This window comes from Sinomonas sp. R1AF57 (assembly GCF_002224485.1).
GTDB classification, from domain to species: domain Bacteria; phylum Actinomycetota; class Actinomycetes; order Actinomycetales; family Micrococcaceae; genus Sinomonas; species Sinomonas flava.
Window position 1 is genome coordinate 2,683,790 of record NZ_CP022463.1, and the last position, 15,669, is coordinate 2,699,458.

Sequence of the window (15,669 nt, forward strand, 5' to 3'; positions counted from 1 at the left end):
GGGGTGTTCTCTCACAACGTGGCAGATGAGGGATTCGAACCCCCGTAGGCAATGCCAGCTGATTTACAGTCAGCCCCCTTTGGCCGCTCGGGTAATCTGCCAAGATCCACACACGGTTCACCGGCCATCCGGTGTCCTGCGGTGCGAGCAAGACAACCTTACAGAACATTCGGCCACGCGTCGAATCGGGGCTCGGGCAGGGGCTGTGGCCAAGTTTCAGGCAGTTCCGGCGCCGCTGGCTGCGGCGTCCGAGAGGATCTGCTGCCTCAGCTGGGCCTCGAGGAACGCCGCCTGCTCTCCGGTGATCTGACGGAGCGCCACAGCGCGCTGGAGGTCCGCGTGGACGCCGTCGAGCCGGACCGTGGGCGCCGGGGCCGGGGACATCACGACGCCGGCTGCGAGCGTCGCCGCCGCCACGACGCCGCCCGCGGCGGCGGCCGCCCTCCCCGCGAAGGTGCGCTTCGCCGTCGTCGGTCCCTCAGCGCCTCCGGGGCGCGCGTCTGTCGAAGACACGGATTCCTCCCTTGCCAGCCTTTCGATGGATCCAACGATCCCAGCGGAGGTTGCGATCCCACTGGGCTTCGGCTGAGAGTGAACTGTGCGCCGCAACCCACGCTCACAGGGTCGCCGGAAGGGCGCAGGAGGCTAGTCTGGTGGCCAGCATCTGACCACGAACAGTTCCGGAGGCAGCCATGGCAGATTCGACATTCGACGTTGTGAGCAAGGTCGACAAGCAGGAGGTCGCCAACGCCCTCAACCAGGCGCAGAAGGAGATCGCCCAGCGCTACGACTTCAAGGGCGTCGGGGCGGAGATCGACTTCTCGGGCGAGAAGATCCTCATGAAGGCCAACGCTGAGGAGCGCGTCAAGGCCGTTCTGGACGTGTTCGAGTCGAAGCTCATCAAGCGCGGCATCTCGCTGAAGTCCCTCGACGCCGGCGAGCCCTTCGCCTCCGGCAAGGAGTACCGCATCGAAGCCTCCATCAAGGAGGGCATCTCCCAGGAGCACGCGAAGAAGATCTCCAAGCTCATCCGCGACGAGGCACCCAAGAGCGTCAAGGCGCAGATCCAGGGCGACGAGCTCCGCGTCTCCTCGAAGTCCCGCGACGACCTGCAGTCCACGATCGCCCTGCTCAAGGGCTATGAGGACGTGGACCTCCAGTTCGTCAACTTCCGCTGACCGCTCCCCCGCGTCAGGCCCCGGCTCCGCGAGCCGGGGCCTGACGCGTTCCGGGCCTCCCTGCACACGGCGCGCCCGCCCGGCGGGCGGAGTCAGCCGAGCATGGCGGTGAGGGCGTTGATGAGGGTGGTTTCGACGCCGTTGGTGCCGGCGCGGAAGTGGGCGATGTGGCCGTAGACGGTCATGGAGCCGCCGGCGATGCCGGGGGCGTCGGTGTCCCAGCCGCCCTCGTAGCTGCCGGCGGTCATGTAGGGGGAGAAGAACTCGTTGGTCGGGATGTAGCAGCAGGATTCGTTGGCGTAGCCGCCGATCCAGATCCCTGCCGATCCGCCGTACTTGGAGCGGAAGTAGGCGGCGTAGCCGCTGACCATCTCCCCGCCGACGAAGGCCATCCGCAGCGGGGTGCCGCCGCCGATGGTCCAGACCTGGAAGGGGGAGGGGACGCTGGTGGCGACGTTGCCGGAGTCGATCCTGGCCATCATCACCGCGGCGTGGCGCACGTAGTACGCCGGGAAGCCTCCGAGGTTGGGGAGCCTGGCCGCATATGCCGCGCGGAGGGCCGCGAGGTTGGCGTCCGAGGTGTCGATCTCGAGGGGGAGGTTGACTTCCTGGTACTTGGTGGTGATGGGGCCGGTGAGGGCGCGGCCGGCGCTCTGGGCGGCGTTGAGGACGGCGGAGCCCAGCGAGTCTCCCCATTGGTCGCGCAGGGTCCAGCTCGGGGATCCTGAGGGGTTCTGGTCGCCTGCCGGGCCGAGGAGGAAGAGCGCGAAGGCGTCGGAGCGGTTCTCGATGTAGTTGCAGGCCCCGGCGGGGTAGTCGCCGTCGAAGAGGGAGCGGTCGCCCGCGGCGACGGGGTGCGTGCCATAGCCGAAGACAACCACGGCTGGCGTGCCGTTCGACCGCCGGCAGACCAGTACGGGCACATCGGTCTCGACGTACTTCAGGCCCACGCGGTTCACCGACCAGGTCTGCTGGATGACCTGGTAGTCCAGGGTCACGTTGGTCTGCCCGGCGTTGAGCGCGCTCTGCGCGGCCTCGACGATCCGGTCCTCGAGCCACGACGAATAGGCCCGGATCTGGTCGAGCTGGACCATCCCATACGTCGTGAACGGGTGCAGCGCGTCCACAAGCGTCGGACCGTTGTGCGTGTGGGTGGCCTGCAGCAGGATGTCCGAGGTTGCCCAGTTCGCGAGCGCGAGGAGCCGCGGCCGGATGCGCTGGTGCATCGTCCGCGGGATCGCGAGGACGTCGACACTCAGGATCAGGCGCGGGGCCCCGTTCTCACGGATCACCACCGCGCGGACCCACAGCGGCTGGTACGGAGTGCTGCTCGTGGCGAGCCGGCCGCCGTCCGGCGTCCCGTAGCCGGCCATGTAGGGGTTGGAACTCAGCGTGGGCGTGATGTCGACCTTCGCCGTCGCCACAGTGAACGCCATGCGCGCTCCCCTCGGGTCATCTGCCTTCGGGAGCGCGGCCCTCACGGGCGAGCCCATCGGCATCTCGATGTGAAATCGCTCCATTAGACCACGCGGGCGGGCAGCTCCCCTGCAGCCCGGCGCGTCACGTGGATGCACCCTCACGCAATAGCGCACGAAACAGTTGCGTAATCGAGCCATGCGCCACTACTGTCCGAGTTAGGCAAGCCTCACCAAAGAAATGCACCCCCTGACCGAAGGACAGCCATGCCCTCGACCGCCCAGCCGGCCGCACGCCGTCGTGCGCGCCACACAGCCCTCCGTACCGCAGCCCTCGCCACCGCCGTCGCCGCGACGCTCGCCCTCGCCGCGTGCGGCGGCGACACGACGGCCTCGCCGGCAGCGTCCCCCTCCGCCACCAAGGCGCTCGACACCGAGACCGCCGCGCTGCTCGAGAAGGGCGAGGGGACCTTCACCGCGTTCATCAAGGCCGAATCGGAGAGGCTCCTTGAAGGCACCAAGGCCTTCGCCGCCGAGTTCGAGGAGGGCGATGCCGACAAGGCCCGCGCGCTCTACGCGAGCACCCGCATGCACTGGGAGCGGATCGAGCCCGCTGCCGAGAAGTTCACGGAGTTCGACGCGAAGCTTGACACCCGCGAGGCGGACCTCGAGCCGGGCGAGGAGTGGACCGGCTGGCACCGCGCCGAGAAGGACCTCTTCCCGCCGGCCGGCTACACGGCCATGACGAAGGCCGAGCGCGAGAAGATCGCCGATGCGCTCGTCGCGGACACCGAGGGCCTCCACAGGAACATCGAGACGGTGACGTTCGAGTCCGCTGAGCTCGGCGCCGGCGCGAAGGAACTCCTCGACGAGGTGGCCCGCGGCAAGGTCACGGGCGAGGAGGAGGCCTTCTCGCACACGGACCTGTGGGACTTCAGGGCCAACGTGGACGGCGCGAAGGCCGCCTACGAGGCCCTCAGGCCGGCCCTCGCCCGCACCGACGCCGCCCTCGTCGCGGACCTCGACGCGAAGTTTGCCGCGGTCGATTCGGGGCTCGCGAAGCATGCCGCGGGCGAGGGCTTCGTGGCCTACACCGACCTCACGCCCGCCCAGGTCCACGAGCTGGCCGGCCTCGTCGACGCGCTCGGCGAGCCGCTCTCGAAGCTCACCGCGGCCGTCGCGGCGTGACGGAGGCCTCGGCATGACGCAGGGACGCACGACGCCGCCGCTCTCCCGCCGCGGCCTGCTCGCCGCGGCGGGTGCGACCGGGGCGGGGGCAGCGGGCCTCGCCCTCGGCTGGGCGGGGCACGGCGCTGCCCTCGCGACGCCCGCGAGCGCGGTCGGGGACGTCATCCCCTTCCACGGGGAGCACCAGGCCGGCATCGTCACGCCCGCCCAGGACCGGCTGCACTTCGCGGCCTTCGACGTCGTCACCGACGACCGCGCCGCGCTCGTGAAGCTGCTCCAGGACTGGACCGCTGCCGCGGAGGTGCTGACGGCCGGCCGCGAGACGGGCGCTACCGGCGCGGCCGGCGGGCACCCGGCGGCCCCGCCCGAGGACACGGGCGAGGCCCTCGGCCTGTCCGCGTCCCGGCTGACCCTCACGTTCGGCTTCGGCCCGAGCCTCTTCGTCAAGGACGGCGCACCGCGCTTCGGCCTCGAGGGCCGCCGGCCCGCGGCTCTGGCCGAGCTGCCGCATTTCCCCGGCGACGCCCTCGAGCCGGCCCGTACCGGCGGGGACCTCATGGTGCAGGCCTGTGCGGACGACCCGCAGGTGGCCGTGCATGCGATCCGCAACCTCGCGCGGATCGGCTTCGGGACGGTGCGCGTGCGCTGGTCCCAGCTCGGCTTCGGCCGCACCTCTTCGACGACGCGCTCGCAGGAGACCCCGCGCAACCTCTTCGGGTTCAAGGACGGAACGGCGAGCCTGCGTGCCGAGGACTCCGACCTGCTGCGCGACCACGTCTGGGCCGGCTCTGGGGAGACGGCGGGCGAGGCGTGGATGGAGGGCGGCTCCTATCTGGTAGCGCGGCGCATCCGGATGCACATCGAGATCTGGGACCGCACGAGCCTGGGCGAGCAGGAGGCCCTCATCGGCCGGACGAAGGCCGCCGGCGGTCCACTCTCGGGCGGCGGCGAATTCGAGGCGCCGGACTTCGCGGCAAAGGGAGCCAACGGGCGACCGGCTATCGCGAGGGACGCCCACGTCCGCCTCGCGCACCCTGGGCAGAACAAGGGCGTGCACATGCTCCGTCGCGGCTACAACTACACCGACGGCAGCGACGGTCTGGGGCACCTCGACGCCGGGCTGTTCTTCCTCGCATTCGTCAGGGATCCCCGTACCCACTACGTGCCGATGCAGATGGCGATGGCGAAGTCCGACCGCCTCGCGCTCGAGTACCTCAAGCACACCGGCTCGGGCCTCTTCGCGGTGCCGCCGGGCGTGCGGCCTGACGGCTTCATCGGTGAGGGACTCTTCGCCTGACCCCCGGACAGCGGGGGCGCGGCTCAGCCGAGGCGCGCCGCGACCTCCGCGGGCGTGAAGAAGCGGCGCGTCCGCTCGACCTCGTGGACGAGCTCGGTGAGGGCGGCGTTGACCGGCGCCTCCACGCCGACCGCGCGCGCCCGCTCCACCACGGCGCCGTTGAGGTGGTCGATCTCGGTCGGCGCGCCGCGCTGGACGCTCTGCAGGGTCGAGCCGAGGACGGGCTCCGTGCCGAGCCGCCGGGCCATGATGCCGAGGAGGACGCGTCCGACGGCGCGTGGCGCGGACCCGAGCACGGCGAGCGTGAGCGGGGTCATGCCTTCGAGGGAGCCGAACGCGAGCCCCTGCTTCCGGCCCACGCGGATGGCCTCCCGGATGCTCTCGAGGACGACCGCCCGCAGTGTCCGGTCCCCGAGGGTGGCCTGAACGCTCATCCCGGTGACGGCGGGCATGGCGTTGATCTGGTTGACGACGAGCTTGGTCCACTGGCAGCCGGCGAAGTTCCGCACGGCACGGGCCGGGATCGCATCGGCCAGCGTGCGGGCGGCGGCGACGGCGTCGGGGCTGGGCTCGCCGTCGCCGGCGCCGAGGTACAGCGGACCGGGGACCAGGACACGCACCTCGCCGGCGGCCGGACAGTCCGCGCTGAAGAAGGCGATGGCCCCGACGGTGGGCGCGCCGGTCGTCAACGCGCCGTGCCGGACGGACTCCGCGCGGACCACGCCGTCGAGCCCGTTCTGCACGACCACGAGCGGAACGCCATCGAGGAGCGCGGCATTCGCACGGATCGCCTCCTCCTCGTCCTGGGCCTTGACGCAGAGCAGTGCGAGGTCGGGCCGCATCGCGAGCCGTTCCGCGACCGCGACGCGGGCGACATGCTTGCCCCACGCCCCCGACAGCCGGATCCCGTCGGACTGCATCGCAGCGAGCCGCTCGCCACGGGCCGTCGCCTCCACCGTGTGCCCGGCCCTGTCCAGCAGGGCCGCAAGGGTCGCACCGATCGCCCCCGCTCCGATGACAGCGATCCGCATCGTCAGCGTCCCAGCGGCCGGCCGGCCATCCCCTCCAGCCGGGCGATGCGCTCGGCCATGGGCGGATGCGTCGCGAAGAGCTTGGCCATCCCGGCGCCCCGGAACGGGTTCGCGATCATGAGGTGGGAGGTGTTGACAAGCTTCTGGTCCTGCGGGAGCGGCGCCATCCGCACGCCGCCCTCGATCTTGCGCAGCGCAGAGGCCAGCGCGAGCGGGTCGCCGGTGAGCTGGGAGCCGTCCTCGTCGGCGTCGTACTCCCGGGTGCGGGAGATCGCGAGCTGGATGAGCGAGGCCGCGAACGGCGCGAGGAGGCTCAGGGCCAGCAGGGCGATCGGGTTGACGTTCCGGTCCCGGTCGCTGCCGCCGCCGAAGAACATGGCGAACTGGGCGACGGAGGTGATGACGCCGGCCACCGCCGCGGCGATCGACGAGGTGAGGATGTCGCGGTTGTAGACGTGCATGAGCTCGTGGCCCAGGACGCCGCGCAGCTCGCGGGCGTCGAGCAGCTGCAGGATGCCCTCGGTGCAGCACACGGCAGCGTTCTGCGGGTTGCGGCCGGTCGCGAACGCGTTCGGGGACTGCGTGGGCGAGACGTAGATGCGGGGCATGGGCTGGTCGGCACGCTGCGAGAGCTCCCGCACGATCTGGTAGAGCCCGGGCGCCTCCGCCTCGGTCACCGGGTAGGCATGCATCGAGCGGAGCGCGATCTTGTCGCTGTTCCAGTAGCTGTAGAACGTCATCGCGAGGCCGATCGCCGCAAAGATCCAGATCGGGGCGGCGCTGCGCGTCCCGACTCCCACGAGCGCCCCGATGCCGAGAAGGACCGCCCAGAGCACGCCGAAGAGCGCCGCGGTCTTGAGTCCGTTGTTGTGGTTGTGCACCCTGACCTCCTGCTGTCTCAACGATCCGGCACGGGCCAGCAGTTCCATTCCCCGAGCACACCCTCCAGGAGTTCCAGGAAGGCGGGGTGGCCGAGGATGCGGAAGTGCCCCACCACCGGCAGGCGCACGTTCCGGGCACCCTCGAGTTCGGTGCCGCGCGAGACGATCGGGTCCACCGCGCCGGCCACGGAGACGATCCTGCTGTTGACCGACTGCTCCCTGGCGAGGGCCGCGAGCGCCGGCAGCGCCGGGTTGAAGGCCCGCAGCGAGGGGGTCGGCGCGAAGCGCGAGTACGGGTGGCCCGCGAACGGCGTGGAGGCCGCCACCATCCCCGCCGCGAGGCCGGGGTGCGACACCATCAGCTCCTTGCCGATGAGGCCGCCCTTCGAGTGCGCGACGACGAGCGCGTCCGCGATCCCGAGCTCCTCGAGGCGGGCCGCCACGAGGTCAGCCGATTCCTTCAGCGGGCGCAGGTTCCAGCCCAGCTCCTCGACGATGGCCACCTCGTGGCCGCGCCGCTCGAGCCACAGTCGCAGGGGGTCCATGAACGCGGCCGGCTCGTAGATCCCCGGGATGAGCACGACGGCGGGTGGGCGGCGCACGCTGGGAGGCGCCGGCGTCGTGCGCACCACGCGCGAGCCGTCGGGTCCAAGCGCAGCCGCCCCGCGGCGTCGTGCTCCGAGCGCGCCCAACTGGCGGACGGTCACGTAGGCCGCGTCGCGGGCCAGTCCCTCGGCCAGCCATGCGGCCCGGCCGAGCCGCTCCCGCGGCTTCCGGTTCGATGGGCTCACGCCTTCTCCTCGGCGCGGTCCGCCTCCTGCACGATGCTGCGGGCGACTTCCCGGGCGCCGCGGAACATCAGGACATGGGCCTCCCGGTCCAGGACCGCGGTCCGCGCCGACCGGGCGAGGCCGGCGAGGGTGCGAAGCCAGGAGGGCGGGCTGATCGGATCGCGGCGGCCGGACATGAGCAGGATGGGTGCCTCGACGAGCGGGATCCGCTGCTCGATCCGGTGCCGCATCATCTCGCGCAGCGTCCGCACGTACCAGGGGACGCCGCAGCGGATGTAGTCGCCGAAGACGATCGGCGTCACGCCGAAGGGCTCGATGATGCTGTCCCACGTCAGCCGGAGGGCCTGGCGCGGGACCGTGCGCTCGCGGACGTTGACGGTGGGCCCCAGCAGCACAATCGGGCGGGGGCTGGGCCGGTCGATGGCCATCTCGACGACCACTTGGGCGCCCATCGAGTGGCCGATGAGGACGGGGTCGCGGATCCCGAGCGTGTCCAGGGCCTCCCATGCCGTCTCTGCGAAGTCTTCGATGGAGAGCGGCCTGCGGGGCGTGAGCGACTTGCCGAAGCCGGGGAGCTCGACCACGTGGACCCTGCCGTGCGCCGCGAGCACCTCGGCGAGCGGACGGTAGTAGAGCGATGAGACCCCGATGCCGTGCACGAGGACGTAGTCGCGGCTGCCCGCGCCGCCCGAGTAGACCCAGAGCTCGCGGCCGCCCTCGACCACCTGCCGTTCGCCGAACCGGCGCATGCGCCTCCCTCTCTCTGGCCGTCTCCCAAGACTAGCCACCGCTGGCGGCCCGGGCTCCCAGCCACCCCACAGGATCGGTAAGGCTCGCCTTATTGTGAACTTGTCAAAATAAGTGCTTGAATGGAGCCATGCATCCGAGCTCAGAGCACACCGAATGGGCTTCGGCCCTGCGCGCTCACGGCCGACGCGTGACCAAGCAGCGTCTCGCCGTGCTCGACGCCGTCGAGGCCCACCCGCACTCGCCGGCCGACGCCATCCTCGCCGCCGCACGCGACGAGCTTCCGGACATCACCCCGCAGTCCGTGTACGTGGTGCTCGGCGACCTCACCGACCTCGGCATGCTGCGCCGCTTCGAGCCCCCGCACTCCCCCGCGCTGTACGAGACGCGCGTCGGGGACAACCACCACCACGCGATCTGCTCGGCCTGCGGCCGGGTCGAGGACGTGGACTGCGCAGTGGGCCATGCCCCCTGCCTGACCCCGAGCGACACGCACGGGATGACGATCATGATCGCCGACGTCACGTACGTGGGCATCTGCGCGGACTGCGCCGCGAAAGGGGCTCCCGCCCCCACGGCCTGAGCCGCCACGAGCTTTCCAGCCACACGACAACCAGTACAGGCGCGCAGCGCCTCGAGAAGGAGAGACATGACGCTCAACTACTCCACCACCCAGTCCGGGGCCCCGGTCGTCTCGGACGCCCACGCGCAGTCCGTCGGCGCCGACGGTGCGATCATCCTCACCGACCACTACCTGGTCGAGAAGCTCGCGCAGTTCAACCGCGAGCGCGTCCCGGAGCGCGTCGTCCACGCCAAGGGCGGCGGGGCATTCGGCGTCTTCAAGACCACTGAGGACGTCTCGGCGTACACGAAGGCCGCGTTCCTGCAGCCGGGCGAAGAGACCGAGATGCTCATCCGCTTCTCCTCGGTGGCCGGCGAGAACGGCTCCCCCGACACCTGGCGCGACCCGCGCGGCTTCGCGGTGAAGTTCTACACGAGCGAGGGCAACTACGACCTCGTCGGCAACAACACCCCGGTGTTCTTCATCCGCGACGGCATCAAGTTCCCCGACTTCATCCACTCCCAGAAGCGCCTCCCGGGCAGCCACCTGCGCGACGCCGACATGCAGTGGGACTTCTGGACCCTCTCCCCCGAGTCCGCGCACCAGGTCACCTGGCTCATGGGCGACCGCGGCCTCCCGAAGACCTGGCGGCACATGCAGGGCTACGGCTCGCACACCTACCAGTGGATCAACGCCGAGGGCGAGCGCTTCTGGGTGAAGTACCACTTCCACACGAACCAGGGCGTCGAGAACCTCACCGGCGAGGAGGCCGAGCGCCTGGCCGGCGAGAACGCCGACTACTACATCCAGGACCTCTACGAGAACATCGCGGAGGGCAACTTCCCCAGCTGGGACCTCTTCGTCCAGGTCATGCCGTACGAGGACGCCAAGACGTACCGCTACAACCCGTTCGACCTGACCAAGGTCTGGTCCAAGAAGGACTACCCGCTCATCAAGGTCGGCACGATGGAGCTCAACCGGAACCCGGAGAACTACTTCGCGCAGATCGAGCAGGCTGCCTTCGCGCCGTCGAACTTCGTCCCGGGCATCGCCGCCTCGCCGGACAAGATGCTCCAGGCGCGCATCTTCTCCTACGCGGACGCGCACCGCTACCGCGTGGGCACGAACCACGCGCAGCTGCCGGTCAATGCCCCGAAGAGCGAGGTCCGCAACTACAGCCAGGACGGTGCGGGGCGCATCACCTTCAACTCCCCGAGCACCCCGGTGTACGCGCCGAACTCCGTGGGCGGCCCCGCGGCGATCGAGCCCGCTGCCGGCACCGTGGGCGGCGGCTGGGAGAACGACGGCGCGCTGACCCTCTCCGCGCACTCGCTCCACGCCGAGGACGGCGACTTCGTCCAGCCGGGCATCCTCTACCGCGAGGTGTTCGACGACGGCGAGCGCGCCCGCTTCCTCTCCACCATCGCCGGGGCGGTCGGGGGCGTGAAGAGCCCGGAGATCAAGGAGCGCGCGATCCAGTACTGGACGAACGTCGACTCCGAGCTGGGCGCCAAGCTCCGGGTGGAGCTCGGTCGCCAGGACGTCTCCCAGGCCGAGGCGGCCAACAAGATCGGCTGACCCCTCAGACGCTGAAGGGGCCCCGTTCGCTGTGAACGGGGCCCCTTTCGCGTCCGTGGGCGGCCCGGCGGAGCGGCGCTCCGGCGGCGGCGCTCAGGACGCGGCGCTACGGGCAGGCGCGGAGAGCTGCTGCACGAACGCCTCGGCGATGAGGTCGAAGGACTCCAGGACGGCCCGGCGCTCCCCGGTGATGACGAAGTCGTACAGGAGCCCCATGATCGCGCCGACGTAGGCGCGGGCAACCGACGCAGCCTGCGCCGCGGGCACTCCCTGCGACACGAGCCAGCCCGCCAGGAAGGCCCGCCAGTGCTCGTAGGCGTCCACGCCTGCCCTCCGCGGGTTCTCGGCCACGACATCCTGCACCGACGCCTCGAACTCGAGGCGCTGGAGGTGCCGCCCACGGTGGTCGAGCGAGAGCTCGAACGCGCGGCGCGCCCACGCGACGAGATCCGCCCGGCCCGTCCGGGGGATGCCGTCGGCCTCGATGCTCTGGAACCGCTGGGCGATCCCGCGGATGATCTCACCCACGAGCTGGTCGCGGTTGCCGAAGTGGTAGACGAGGACGTAGCTGCTGATGCCGAGTCCCTCGGCGAGTCGACGGAACGTCAAGTCAGCGAGCGTCGAATCCAGCAGATAGTCAAGGATCTGCTCGAGGAGCTCCTGCTTGCGTTCCGGCCGTGGAGGTCGTGCCATGCCTCTATCCTAGACAGGAACGCTCACCTTTGTGACAGATCCTGCAAAACGAGTCGTCGTTCAGTTCATACCCAAGGGCCACGCCCGACGGCTAGCGCCGGGCCTCGGGCTGGGCAACGGCGTCCCTCTCGTGCGCGAAGCGCTCGTTCAGCCGCGAGTGCCGCTGCCCGTAGAGGAAGTAGATCGCCAGCCCCGCGACAAGCCAGACCGCGAAGTAGATCCAGGTCTCCACCGCGAGGTTCGTCATGAGGTAGAGGCACAGGATCGCCGAGACCACCGGGACGACCTTGCCGAACGGAACCCGGAACGCGGGCTTGAGGTCGGGGCGCTTCCGGCGCAGCACGAGGATGCCGAGGCTGACGACGACGAACGCCGAGAGCGTCCCGATGTTGATCATCTCCTCGAGCACGTCCACGTTCGTCAGGCCGGCGACCAGGGCGACCGCCGCACCGCAGATGACCTGCAGGCGGGCCGGGGTCGCGCGCTTCTCGCTCGTCACCGAGAGGGCACGGGGAAGCAGTCCGTCGCGACTCATCGCCAGGATCACCCGCGCCAGGCCCATGAGGAGGACCATGATGACGGTCGTGAGGCCCACGAGCGAGCCGAAGGCGATGACCTTGGCGGCGTCGGTGTTGCCGACGGCCTCGAAGGCGGTGGTCAGAGTCGGCGCCTTCGCCTCGGCGAGCGTGGTGTAGGGCACCATGCCGGTGAGCGCGAGCGAGACGAGGATGTACAGGAGCGTCACGAGCGCGAGGCCGCCGAAGATGCCGCGCGGCAGGGTCTTCTGGGGGTTCTTGACCTCTTCGGCGCTCGTGGCCACGACGTCGAAGCCGATGAACGCGAAGAAGACGAGCGCGGCGCCGCCGAACACGCCGAAGAGCCCGTACTGGGCGGGCGCGGAGCCGGTGAGGAAGGAGAAGAGGGACTGCTGGAGGACCTCTGTCCCGCCAGTGCCCTTCGTGGCGACGGCGTCGGGGATGAACGGGGCGTAGTTCTCGGCCTTGACGTAGAAGAAGCCGACCACGATCACGAACAGCACGACGGCGACCTTGATCACGGTGAACACGTTGCCGACGCGGGCCGAGAGCTTGGTGCCGAGCACGAGGAGGACCGTGAAGATCGCAACGATGAGGAAGGGGCCCCACACGAGCTCGACCGGCCCGAGCTGGATGCTCGGGGGCACGTCGAGTCCGGCGAGCGAGAACACCTTGCTGAGGTAGATGCCCCAGTACTTGGCGATCACCGCGGCCGCCGTGAAGAGCTCGAGGATGAGGTTCCACCCGATGATCCAGGCGAGGAGCTCGCCCATGGTGGCGTAGGTGAAGACGTACGCCGATCCCGCTACCGGGATCGCGGTGGCGAACTCGGCGTAGCACATGATGGCCAGGGCGCAGGTGACGGCGGCGATGGCGAAGGACAGCGTCACGGCGGGACCGGCGAAGTTCGCGGCGGCCTTGGCGCCTACGGAGAAGATCCCGGCGCCGACGGCGACGGCGACGCCCAGGATCATAAGGTCCCACGTGCTCAGGGACCGCTTGAGTCGGCGGCCGGGCTCGTGCGAATCGGCGATCGTGGTCTCGATCGGCTTCGTTCGGAGGATCTGCATACCAGACTCCTGGTGTTCAGGGGGATGACACAAACCCGTCAACTGTACGCGTCCAGCACGCGAGACCTTCAGAACGTCTCAGCATGCGAGACATAGCGGGCGTGGTCAGTCCCCGGCGGACGGAGACCCGAAGGTCACCGGCGCGGCGGCGCCGGCCATGCCGGCCGTCGCGGTGATGCCGTCCTGCGACTGCCCCGCAGCGCTCCACACCAGACTGACCGGCGGCAGCGCGCCGCCGTTCGGCACGCCGGCGCGCCTGCACTCCACGTCCCCCGGCCTCTCGGCCTGGCAGGTCCAGCCCTCGGCGCTCACCGCCATGGACCCGATCGCTCCCGAAGGGTACACGATGGAGAGCGTCACCGTGGCGGGCGGCCGCTGGTCCCCGGCCGGATCGGCGGAGACGCTGAAGGTGTCCGTCCGGGTCCCGGCGGCGGCGTCCCAGGCCTGCACGAGGACGCCGGAGAGGACGTAGGAGGGGCTGGCGGTCGGGGTCGGTGACGGCGCCGTGCTCGGCGGGGACGCACCGGAGTCCGTCGTCGTCGGGGTCGGCGCGGCAGAGGCAGGTGGGGGTGCGGGCGTTCCTCCGGCCGACGGCGGTCCGGCGGCCTCAGCGGGCGACGACGGCGCGCCCGTCTGGGTGGGCGTGGACGATGGTGATGCAGCGGCCTCCGCGGCGGCCGCGGGGGTGGCAGCCACGGCGGGCGGCGTGGTGGGCAGCACGGGGGCAGGGGACGCTGCCTTGGCCGGCAGTTCGGGCAGGGAGATCCCAGGGAGCGCCTCAGGCGCCATCGTGCTGGAGGGATCGGGGACGATGGTCGGTGCCACGGCAGGCACGGGGGCTCCCACGATGGTCGGCGCGTCGACCGCGGGGACGGCCTGCGGCGTCGGGCTCCCCTGACGCGGCCCAGTGGCCAGGGCGACGGCGACCACGGCTGCCCCCACTGCGCCGGCGAGGACGGCGTTGCCGACCCCGGCCCCCCAGCGGACGCGGCCCAACCGCGCGCGGGCCCCCGAGGCGCCTGCCGCGGGGGACGCCGCCGCTGCGCCGCTTCCGTGCCGGGCGGTCACTGCCATCGGCGCGTCCTTCCCCCGGTCCCTCCCGCGGACTGCGGCAGAGGTTAGCGCCGATTCTAAGCCCGGGCGGCGCGGGCGTTACCTCCCGGTGCAGGACCGTTCGGAGGGCAGGTCAGCCGACGTTCTTGCGCGAGATGCGCACCATGTCCTCGCGCGGCACGACCTTGACCCGCTCCCGGGTGATCCGCTCGCCCTCGGCCCCGGCCTGGCCGTCGGCCGCCTGTCCGGCCCAGGCCTGGCCGAGGGCCCGCTCATGGGCGTCGAGCTCGTTCCAGCCGGCCCACGTGGTGTACTCGATGCCCCGTTCCTCGAGCAGCGCGATGATCGCATGCTCGTCGGGGTTCTCGGCCGGCGGCAGGGAGTCCCGGTCCTCGAGGAGGCAGCCGATGGTCTCGAGCGCGTCGCCCTTGGTGTGGCCGATGAGGCCCACGGGACCGCGCTTGATCCACCCGGTCGTGTAGATGCCCACCAAGGGGTTGCCCTCCTCGTCGAGGACGCGCCCGCCCTCGTTGGGGATCACGCCGCGGCGCTCGTCGAAATGGATCTCGGCGAGCTCGGACCCACGGTACCCGATGGCCCGGTACACCGCCTGCACCGGGTAGTCCTCGTACGTTCCGGTCCCGCGGACGTTGCCGGTGCCGTCAAGCTCCATGCGCTCGAAGCGGATCCCTGCGACCTTCCCCGGCGTCTCGGGCGAGTCGTAGATCTCCACCGGGCTCTGCAGGAAGTGAAGGTGCAGGCGGCGGGACGCCCCCGTGTCCTGGTCCTCCGCGATCCAGTTGGCGAGCGTGTTGACCATGGTCTTGACCTGGTTGTTCGTCTTGATCGCCTCGTCGGAGGCGTCGTCGAACTCGAAGTCCTCGGGGTAGAGGACGATGTCCACGTCGCGCGAGTGCGAGAGCTCGCGCAGCTCGAGGGGGGTGAACTTCACCTGGGCCGGACCGCGGCGGCCGAACACGTGCACGTCGGTGACCGGGCTGGCCTTGAGGGCGCGGTAGACGTTGTCCGGGATCTCGGTCACGAGCAGGTCGTCGGCGTGCTTCGAGAGCATCCGGGCGACGTCGAGGGCCACGTTGCCGTTGCCGATGACCGCGACCTCCTTCGCCGTCAGCGGCCAGTCGCGGGGGACGTCCGGGTGGCCGTCGTACCAGGAGACGAAGTCCGCGCCGCCGAAGGAGCCCTCGAGCTCGACGCCCGGGATCTCGAGCGGTGCGTCCTTGAGGGCGCCCGTCGCGAAGATCACGGCGTCGTAGAAGCCGCGGAAGTCCTTAAGCGTGAGGTCCCGCCCGTAGGTGACGTTGCCGATGAAGCGGATGTCGCCCCGGTCCAGGACCTTGTGCAGCGCGTTCACGATGCCCTTGATGCGGGGGTGGTCCGGCGCCACGCCGTAGCGGATCAGCCCGTACGGCGCGGGGTACTGGTCGAACAGGTCGATGCTGACCTCGACGTCGCCGTCCTTGACCTCGTTCGACTTGGTCAGGATGTCCGCCGCGTACACCCCGGCTGGGCCGGCGCCGATGATGGCGACGCGCAGCGGGCGGGAAGCGGGAGCCTCAGGCACTTCAGTTCCTTCCGGACGGGATGCAGGCGGCGGCGGACCGCGCACAACGCCCCAGTCTAGTTCCCAG

At 70.6% G+C, this 15,669-nt stretch carries 15 protein-coding genes and 1 tRNA gene; 5 read left to right on the forward strand and 11 right to left on the reverse strand.

From position 1 onward, the window contains the following. Positions 1-19: 19 nt before the first annotated feature. Both CGQ25_RS12350 and CGQ25_RS12355 read right to left on the reverse strand, forming a co-directional pair. Positions 20-101: transfer RNA gene (locus tag CGQ25_RS12350), tRNA-Tyr, on the reverse strand. Positions 102-216: 115 nt separating this feature from the next. Further along, a complete protein-coding gene (locus CGQ25_RS12355; RefSeq protein WP_255405295.1) occupies positions 217-513 on the reverse strand; it encodes a hypothetical protein in 297 nt (98 codons plus the stop codon). 179 nt (positions 514-692) lie between these two features. Here CGQ25_RS12355 and CGQ25_RS12360 point away from each other — a divergent pair, with 179 nt between their 5' ends. Then, positions 693-1,178, forward strand: coding sequence for a YajQ family cyclic di-GMP-binding protein (locus CGQ25_RS12360; RefSeq protein ID WP_208710121.1), 486 nt, complete (start codon positions 693-695; stop codon positions 1,176-1,178). Between the two features lie 92 nt (positions 1,179-1,270). Here the strand turns inward: CGQ25_RS12360 and CGQ25_RS12365 are convergent, their stop codons facing one another. Next, positions 1,271-2,614 (reverse strand): hypothetical protein, encoded by a 1,344-nt coding sequence (locus CGQ25_RS12365; RefSeq protein WP_208710123.1) that lies wholly within the window; start codon positions 2,612-2,614, stop codon positions 1,271-1,273. Positions 2,615-2,860: 246 nt separating this feature from the next. On the opposite strand from CGQ25_RS12365, the gene efeO reads away from it, so the two are divergent. Both efeO and efeB read left to right on the forward strand, forming a co-directional pair. Then, complete coding sequence (gene efeO, locus CGQ25_RS12370; RefSeq protein WP_208710126.1) at positions 2,861-3,781, forward strand: iron uptake system protein EfeO; 921 nt, start codon at positions 2,861-2,863, stop codon at positions 3,779-3,781. 13 nt (positions 3,782-3,794) lie between these two features. Further along, on the forward strand, positions 3,795-5,078 hold the full coding sequence (efeB, locus tag CGQ25_RS12375; RefSeq protein WP_208710128.1) for an iron uptake transporter deferrochelatase/peroxidase subunit: 1,284 nt from the start codon (positions 3,795-3,797) through the stop codon (positions 5,076-5,078). 23 nt (positions 5,079-5,101) lie between these two features. On the opposite strand, the gene CGQ25_RS12380 is transcribed toward efeB, so the two are convergent. The 4 genes from CGQ25_RS12380 to CGQ25_RS12395 are packed head-to-tail and all read right to left on the reverse strand — an operon-like array spanning position 5,102 to position 8,530. Beyond that, positions 5,102-6,109, reverse strand: coding sequence for a ketopantoate reductase family protein (locus CGQ25_RS12380; RefSeq protein ID WP_208710130.1), 1,008 nt, complete (start codon positions 6,107-6,109; stop codon positions 5,102-5,104). A 2-nt stretch (positions 6,110-6,111) separates the two neighbouring features. Then, entirely contained in the window at positions 6,112-6,990 is an 879-nt protein-coding gene (gene htpX, locus CGQ25_RS12385) for a zinc metalloprotease HtpX (protein ID WP_208710132.1), read from the reverse strand. Between the two features lie 17 nt (positions 6,991-7,007). After that, positions 7,008-7,781, reverse strand: coding sequence for a triacylglycerol lipase (locus CGQ25_RS12390; protein ID WP_208710134.1), 774 nt, complete (start codon positions 7,779-7,781; stop codon positions 7,008-7,010). Next, positions 7,778-8,530, reverse strand: a complete 753-nt coding sequence (locus tag CGQ25_RS12395; RefSeq protein ID WP_208710136.1) for an alpha/beta fold hydrolase — start codon at positions 8,528-8,530, stop codon at positions 7,778-7,780. The genes CGQ25_RS12390 and CGQ25_RS12395 overlap by 4 nt, the downstream gene beginning before the upstream one ends. 128 nt (positions 8,531-8,658) lie before the next feature. Here CGQ25_RS12395 and CGQ25_RS12400 point away from each other — a divergent pair, with 128 nt between their 5' ends. Next, positions 8,659-9,111: a Fur family transcriptional regulator gene (locus CGQ25_RS12400; RefSeq protein WP_208710137.1), complete on the forward strand. Its 453-nt coding sequence runs from the start codon at positions 8,659-8,661 to the stop codon at positions 9,109-9,111. Positions 9,112-9,177: 66 nt separating this feature from the next. Next, positions 9,178-10,668: a catalase gene (locus tag CGQ25_RS12405; protein WP_208710139.1), complete on the forward strand. Its 1,491-nt coding sequence runs from the start codon at positions 9,178-9,180 to the stop codon at positions 10,666-10,668. A gap of 93 nt (positions 10,669-10,761) precedes the next feature. On the opposite strand, the gene CGQ25_RS12410 is transcribed toward CGQ25_RS12405, so the two are convergent. From CGQ25_RS12410 to CGQ25_RS12425, 4 genes are all read right to left on the reverse strand, one after another. Continuing rightward, positions 10,762-11,361 carry a TetR/AcrR family transcriptional regulator gene (locus CGQ25_RS12410; RefSeq protein ID WP_208710140.1) on the reverse strand — a complete coding sequence of 200 codons (600 nt, stop codon included), beginning with the start codon at positions 11,359-11,361 and terminating at the stop codon, positions 10,762-10,764. 91 nt (positions 11,362-11,452) lie between these two features. After that, positions 11,453-12,967, reverse strand: a complete 1,515-nt coding sequence (locus CGQ25_RS12415) for an APC family permease (protein WP_208710142.1) — start codon at positions 12,965-12,967, stop codon at positions 11,453-11,455. Positions 12,968-13,072: 105 nt separating this feature from the next. Then, positions 13,073-14,041, reverse strand: a complete 969-nt coding sequence (locus CGQ25_RS12420; protein WP_208710144.1) for a hypothetical protein — start codon at positions 14,039-14,041, stop codon at positions 13,073-13,075. A gap of 112 nt (positions 14,042-14,153) precedes the next feature. Beyond that, complete coding sequence (locus CGQ25_RS12425; protein WP_208710146.1) at positions 14,154-15,602, reverse strand: FAD-dependent oxidoreductase; 1,449 nt, start codon at positions 15,600-15,602, stop codon at positions 14,154-14,156. Positions 15,603-15,669 lie beyond the last annotated feature (67 nt).

Bases quoted from the DNA above. Each gene is read 5' to 3' on its own strand.
- CGQ25_RS12380 (WP_208710130.1), bottom strand. From the start codon at position 6,109: ATGCGGATCGCTGTCATCGGAGCGGGGGCGATCGGTGCGACCCTTGCG.
- CGQ25_RS12405 (WP_208710139.1), top strand. From the start codon at position 9,178: ATGACGCTCAACTACTCCACCACCCAGTCCGGGGCCCCGGTCGTCTCG.
- CGQ25_RS12395 (WP_208710136.1), bottom strand. From the start codon at position 8,530: ATGCGCCGGTTCGGCGAACGGCAGGTGGTCGAGGGCGGCCGCGAGCTC.
- CGQ25_RS12420 (WP_208710144.1), bottom strand. From the start codon at position 14,041: ATGGCAGTGACCGCCCGGCACGGAAGCGGCGCAGCGGCGGCGTCCCCC.
- CGQ25_RS12360 (WP_208710121.1), top strand. From the start codon at position 693: ATGGCAGATTCGACATTCGACGTTGTGAGCAAGGTCGACAAGCAGGAG.
- CGQ25_RS12400 (WP_208710137.1), top strand. From the start codon at position 8,659: ATGCATCCGAGCTCAGAGCACACCGAATGGGCTTCGGCCCTGCGCGCT.
- CGQ25_RS12415 (WP_208710142.1), bottom strand. From the start codon at position 12,967: ATGCAGATCCTCCGAACGAAGCCGATCGAGACCACGATCGCCGATTCG.
- efeB (WP_208710128.1), top strand. From the start codon at position 3,795: ATGACGCAGGGACGCACGACGCCGCCGCTCTCCCGCCGCGGCCTGCTC.
- CGQ25_RS12365 (WP_208710123.1), bottom strand. From the start codon at position 2,614: ATGGCGTTCACTGTGGCGACGGCGAAGGTCGACATCACGCCCACGCTG.
- efeO (WP_208710126.1), top strand. From the start codon at position 2,861: ATGCCCTCGACCGCCCAGCCGGCCGCACGCCGTCGTGCGCGCCACACA.
- CGQ25_RS12410 (WP_208710140.1), bottom strand. From the start codon at position 11,361: ATGGCACGACCTCCACGGCCGGAACGCAAGCAGGAGCTCCTCGAGCAG.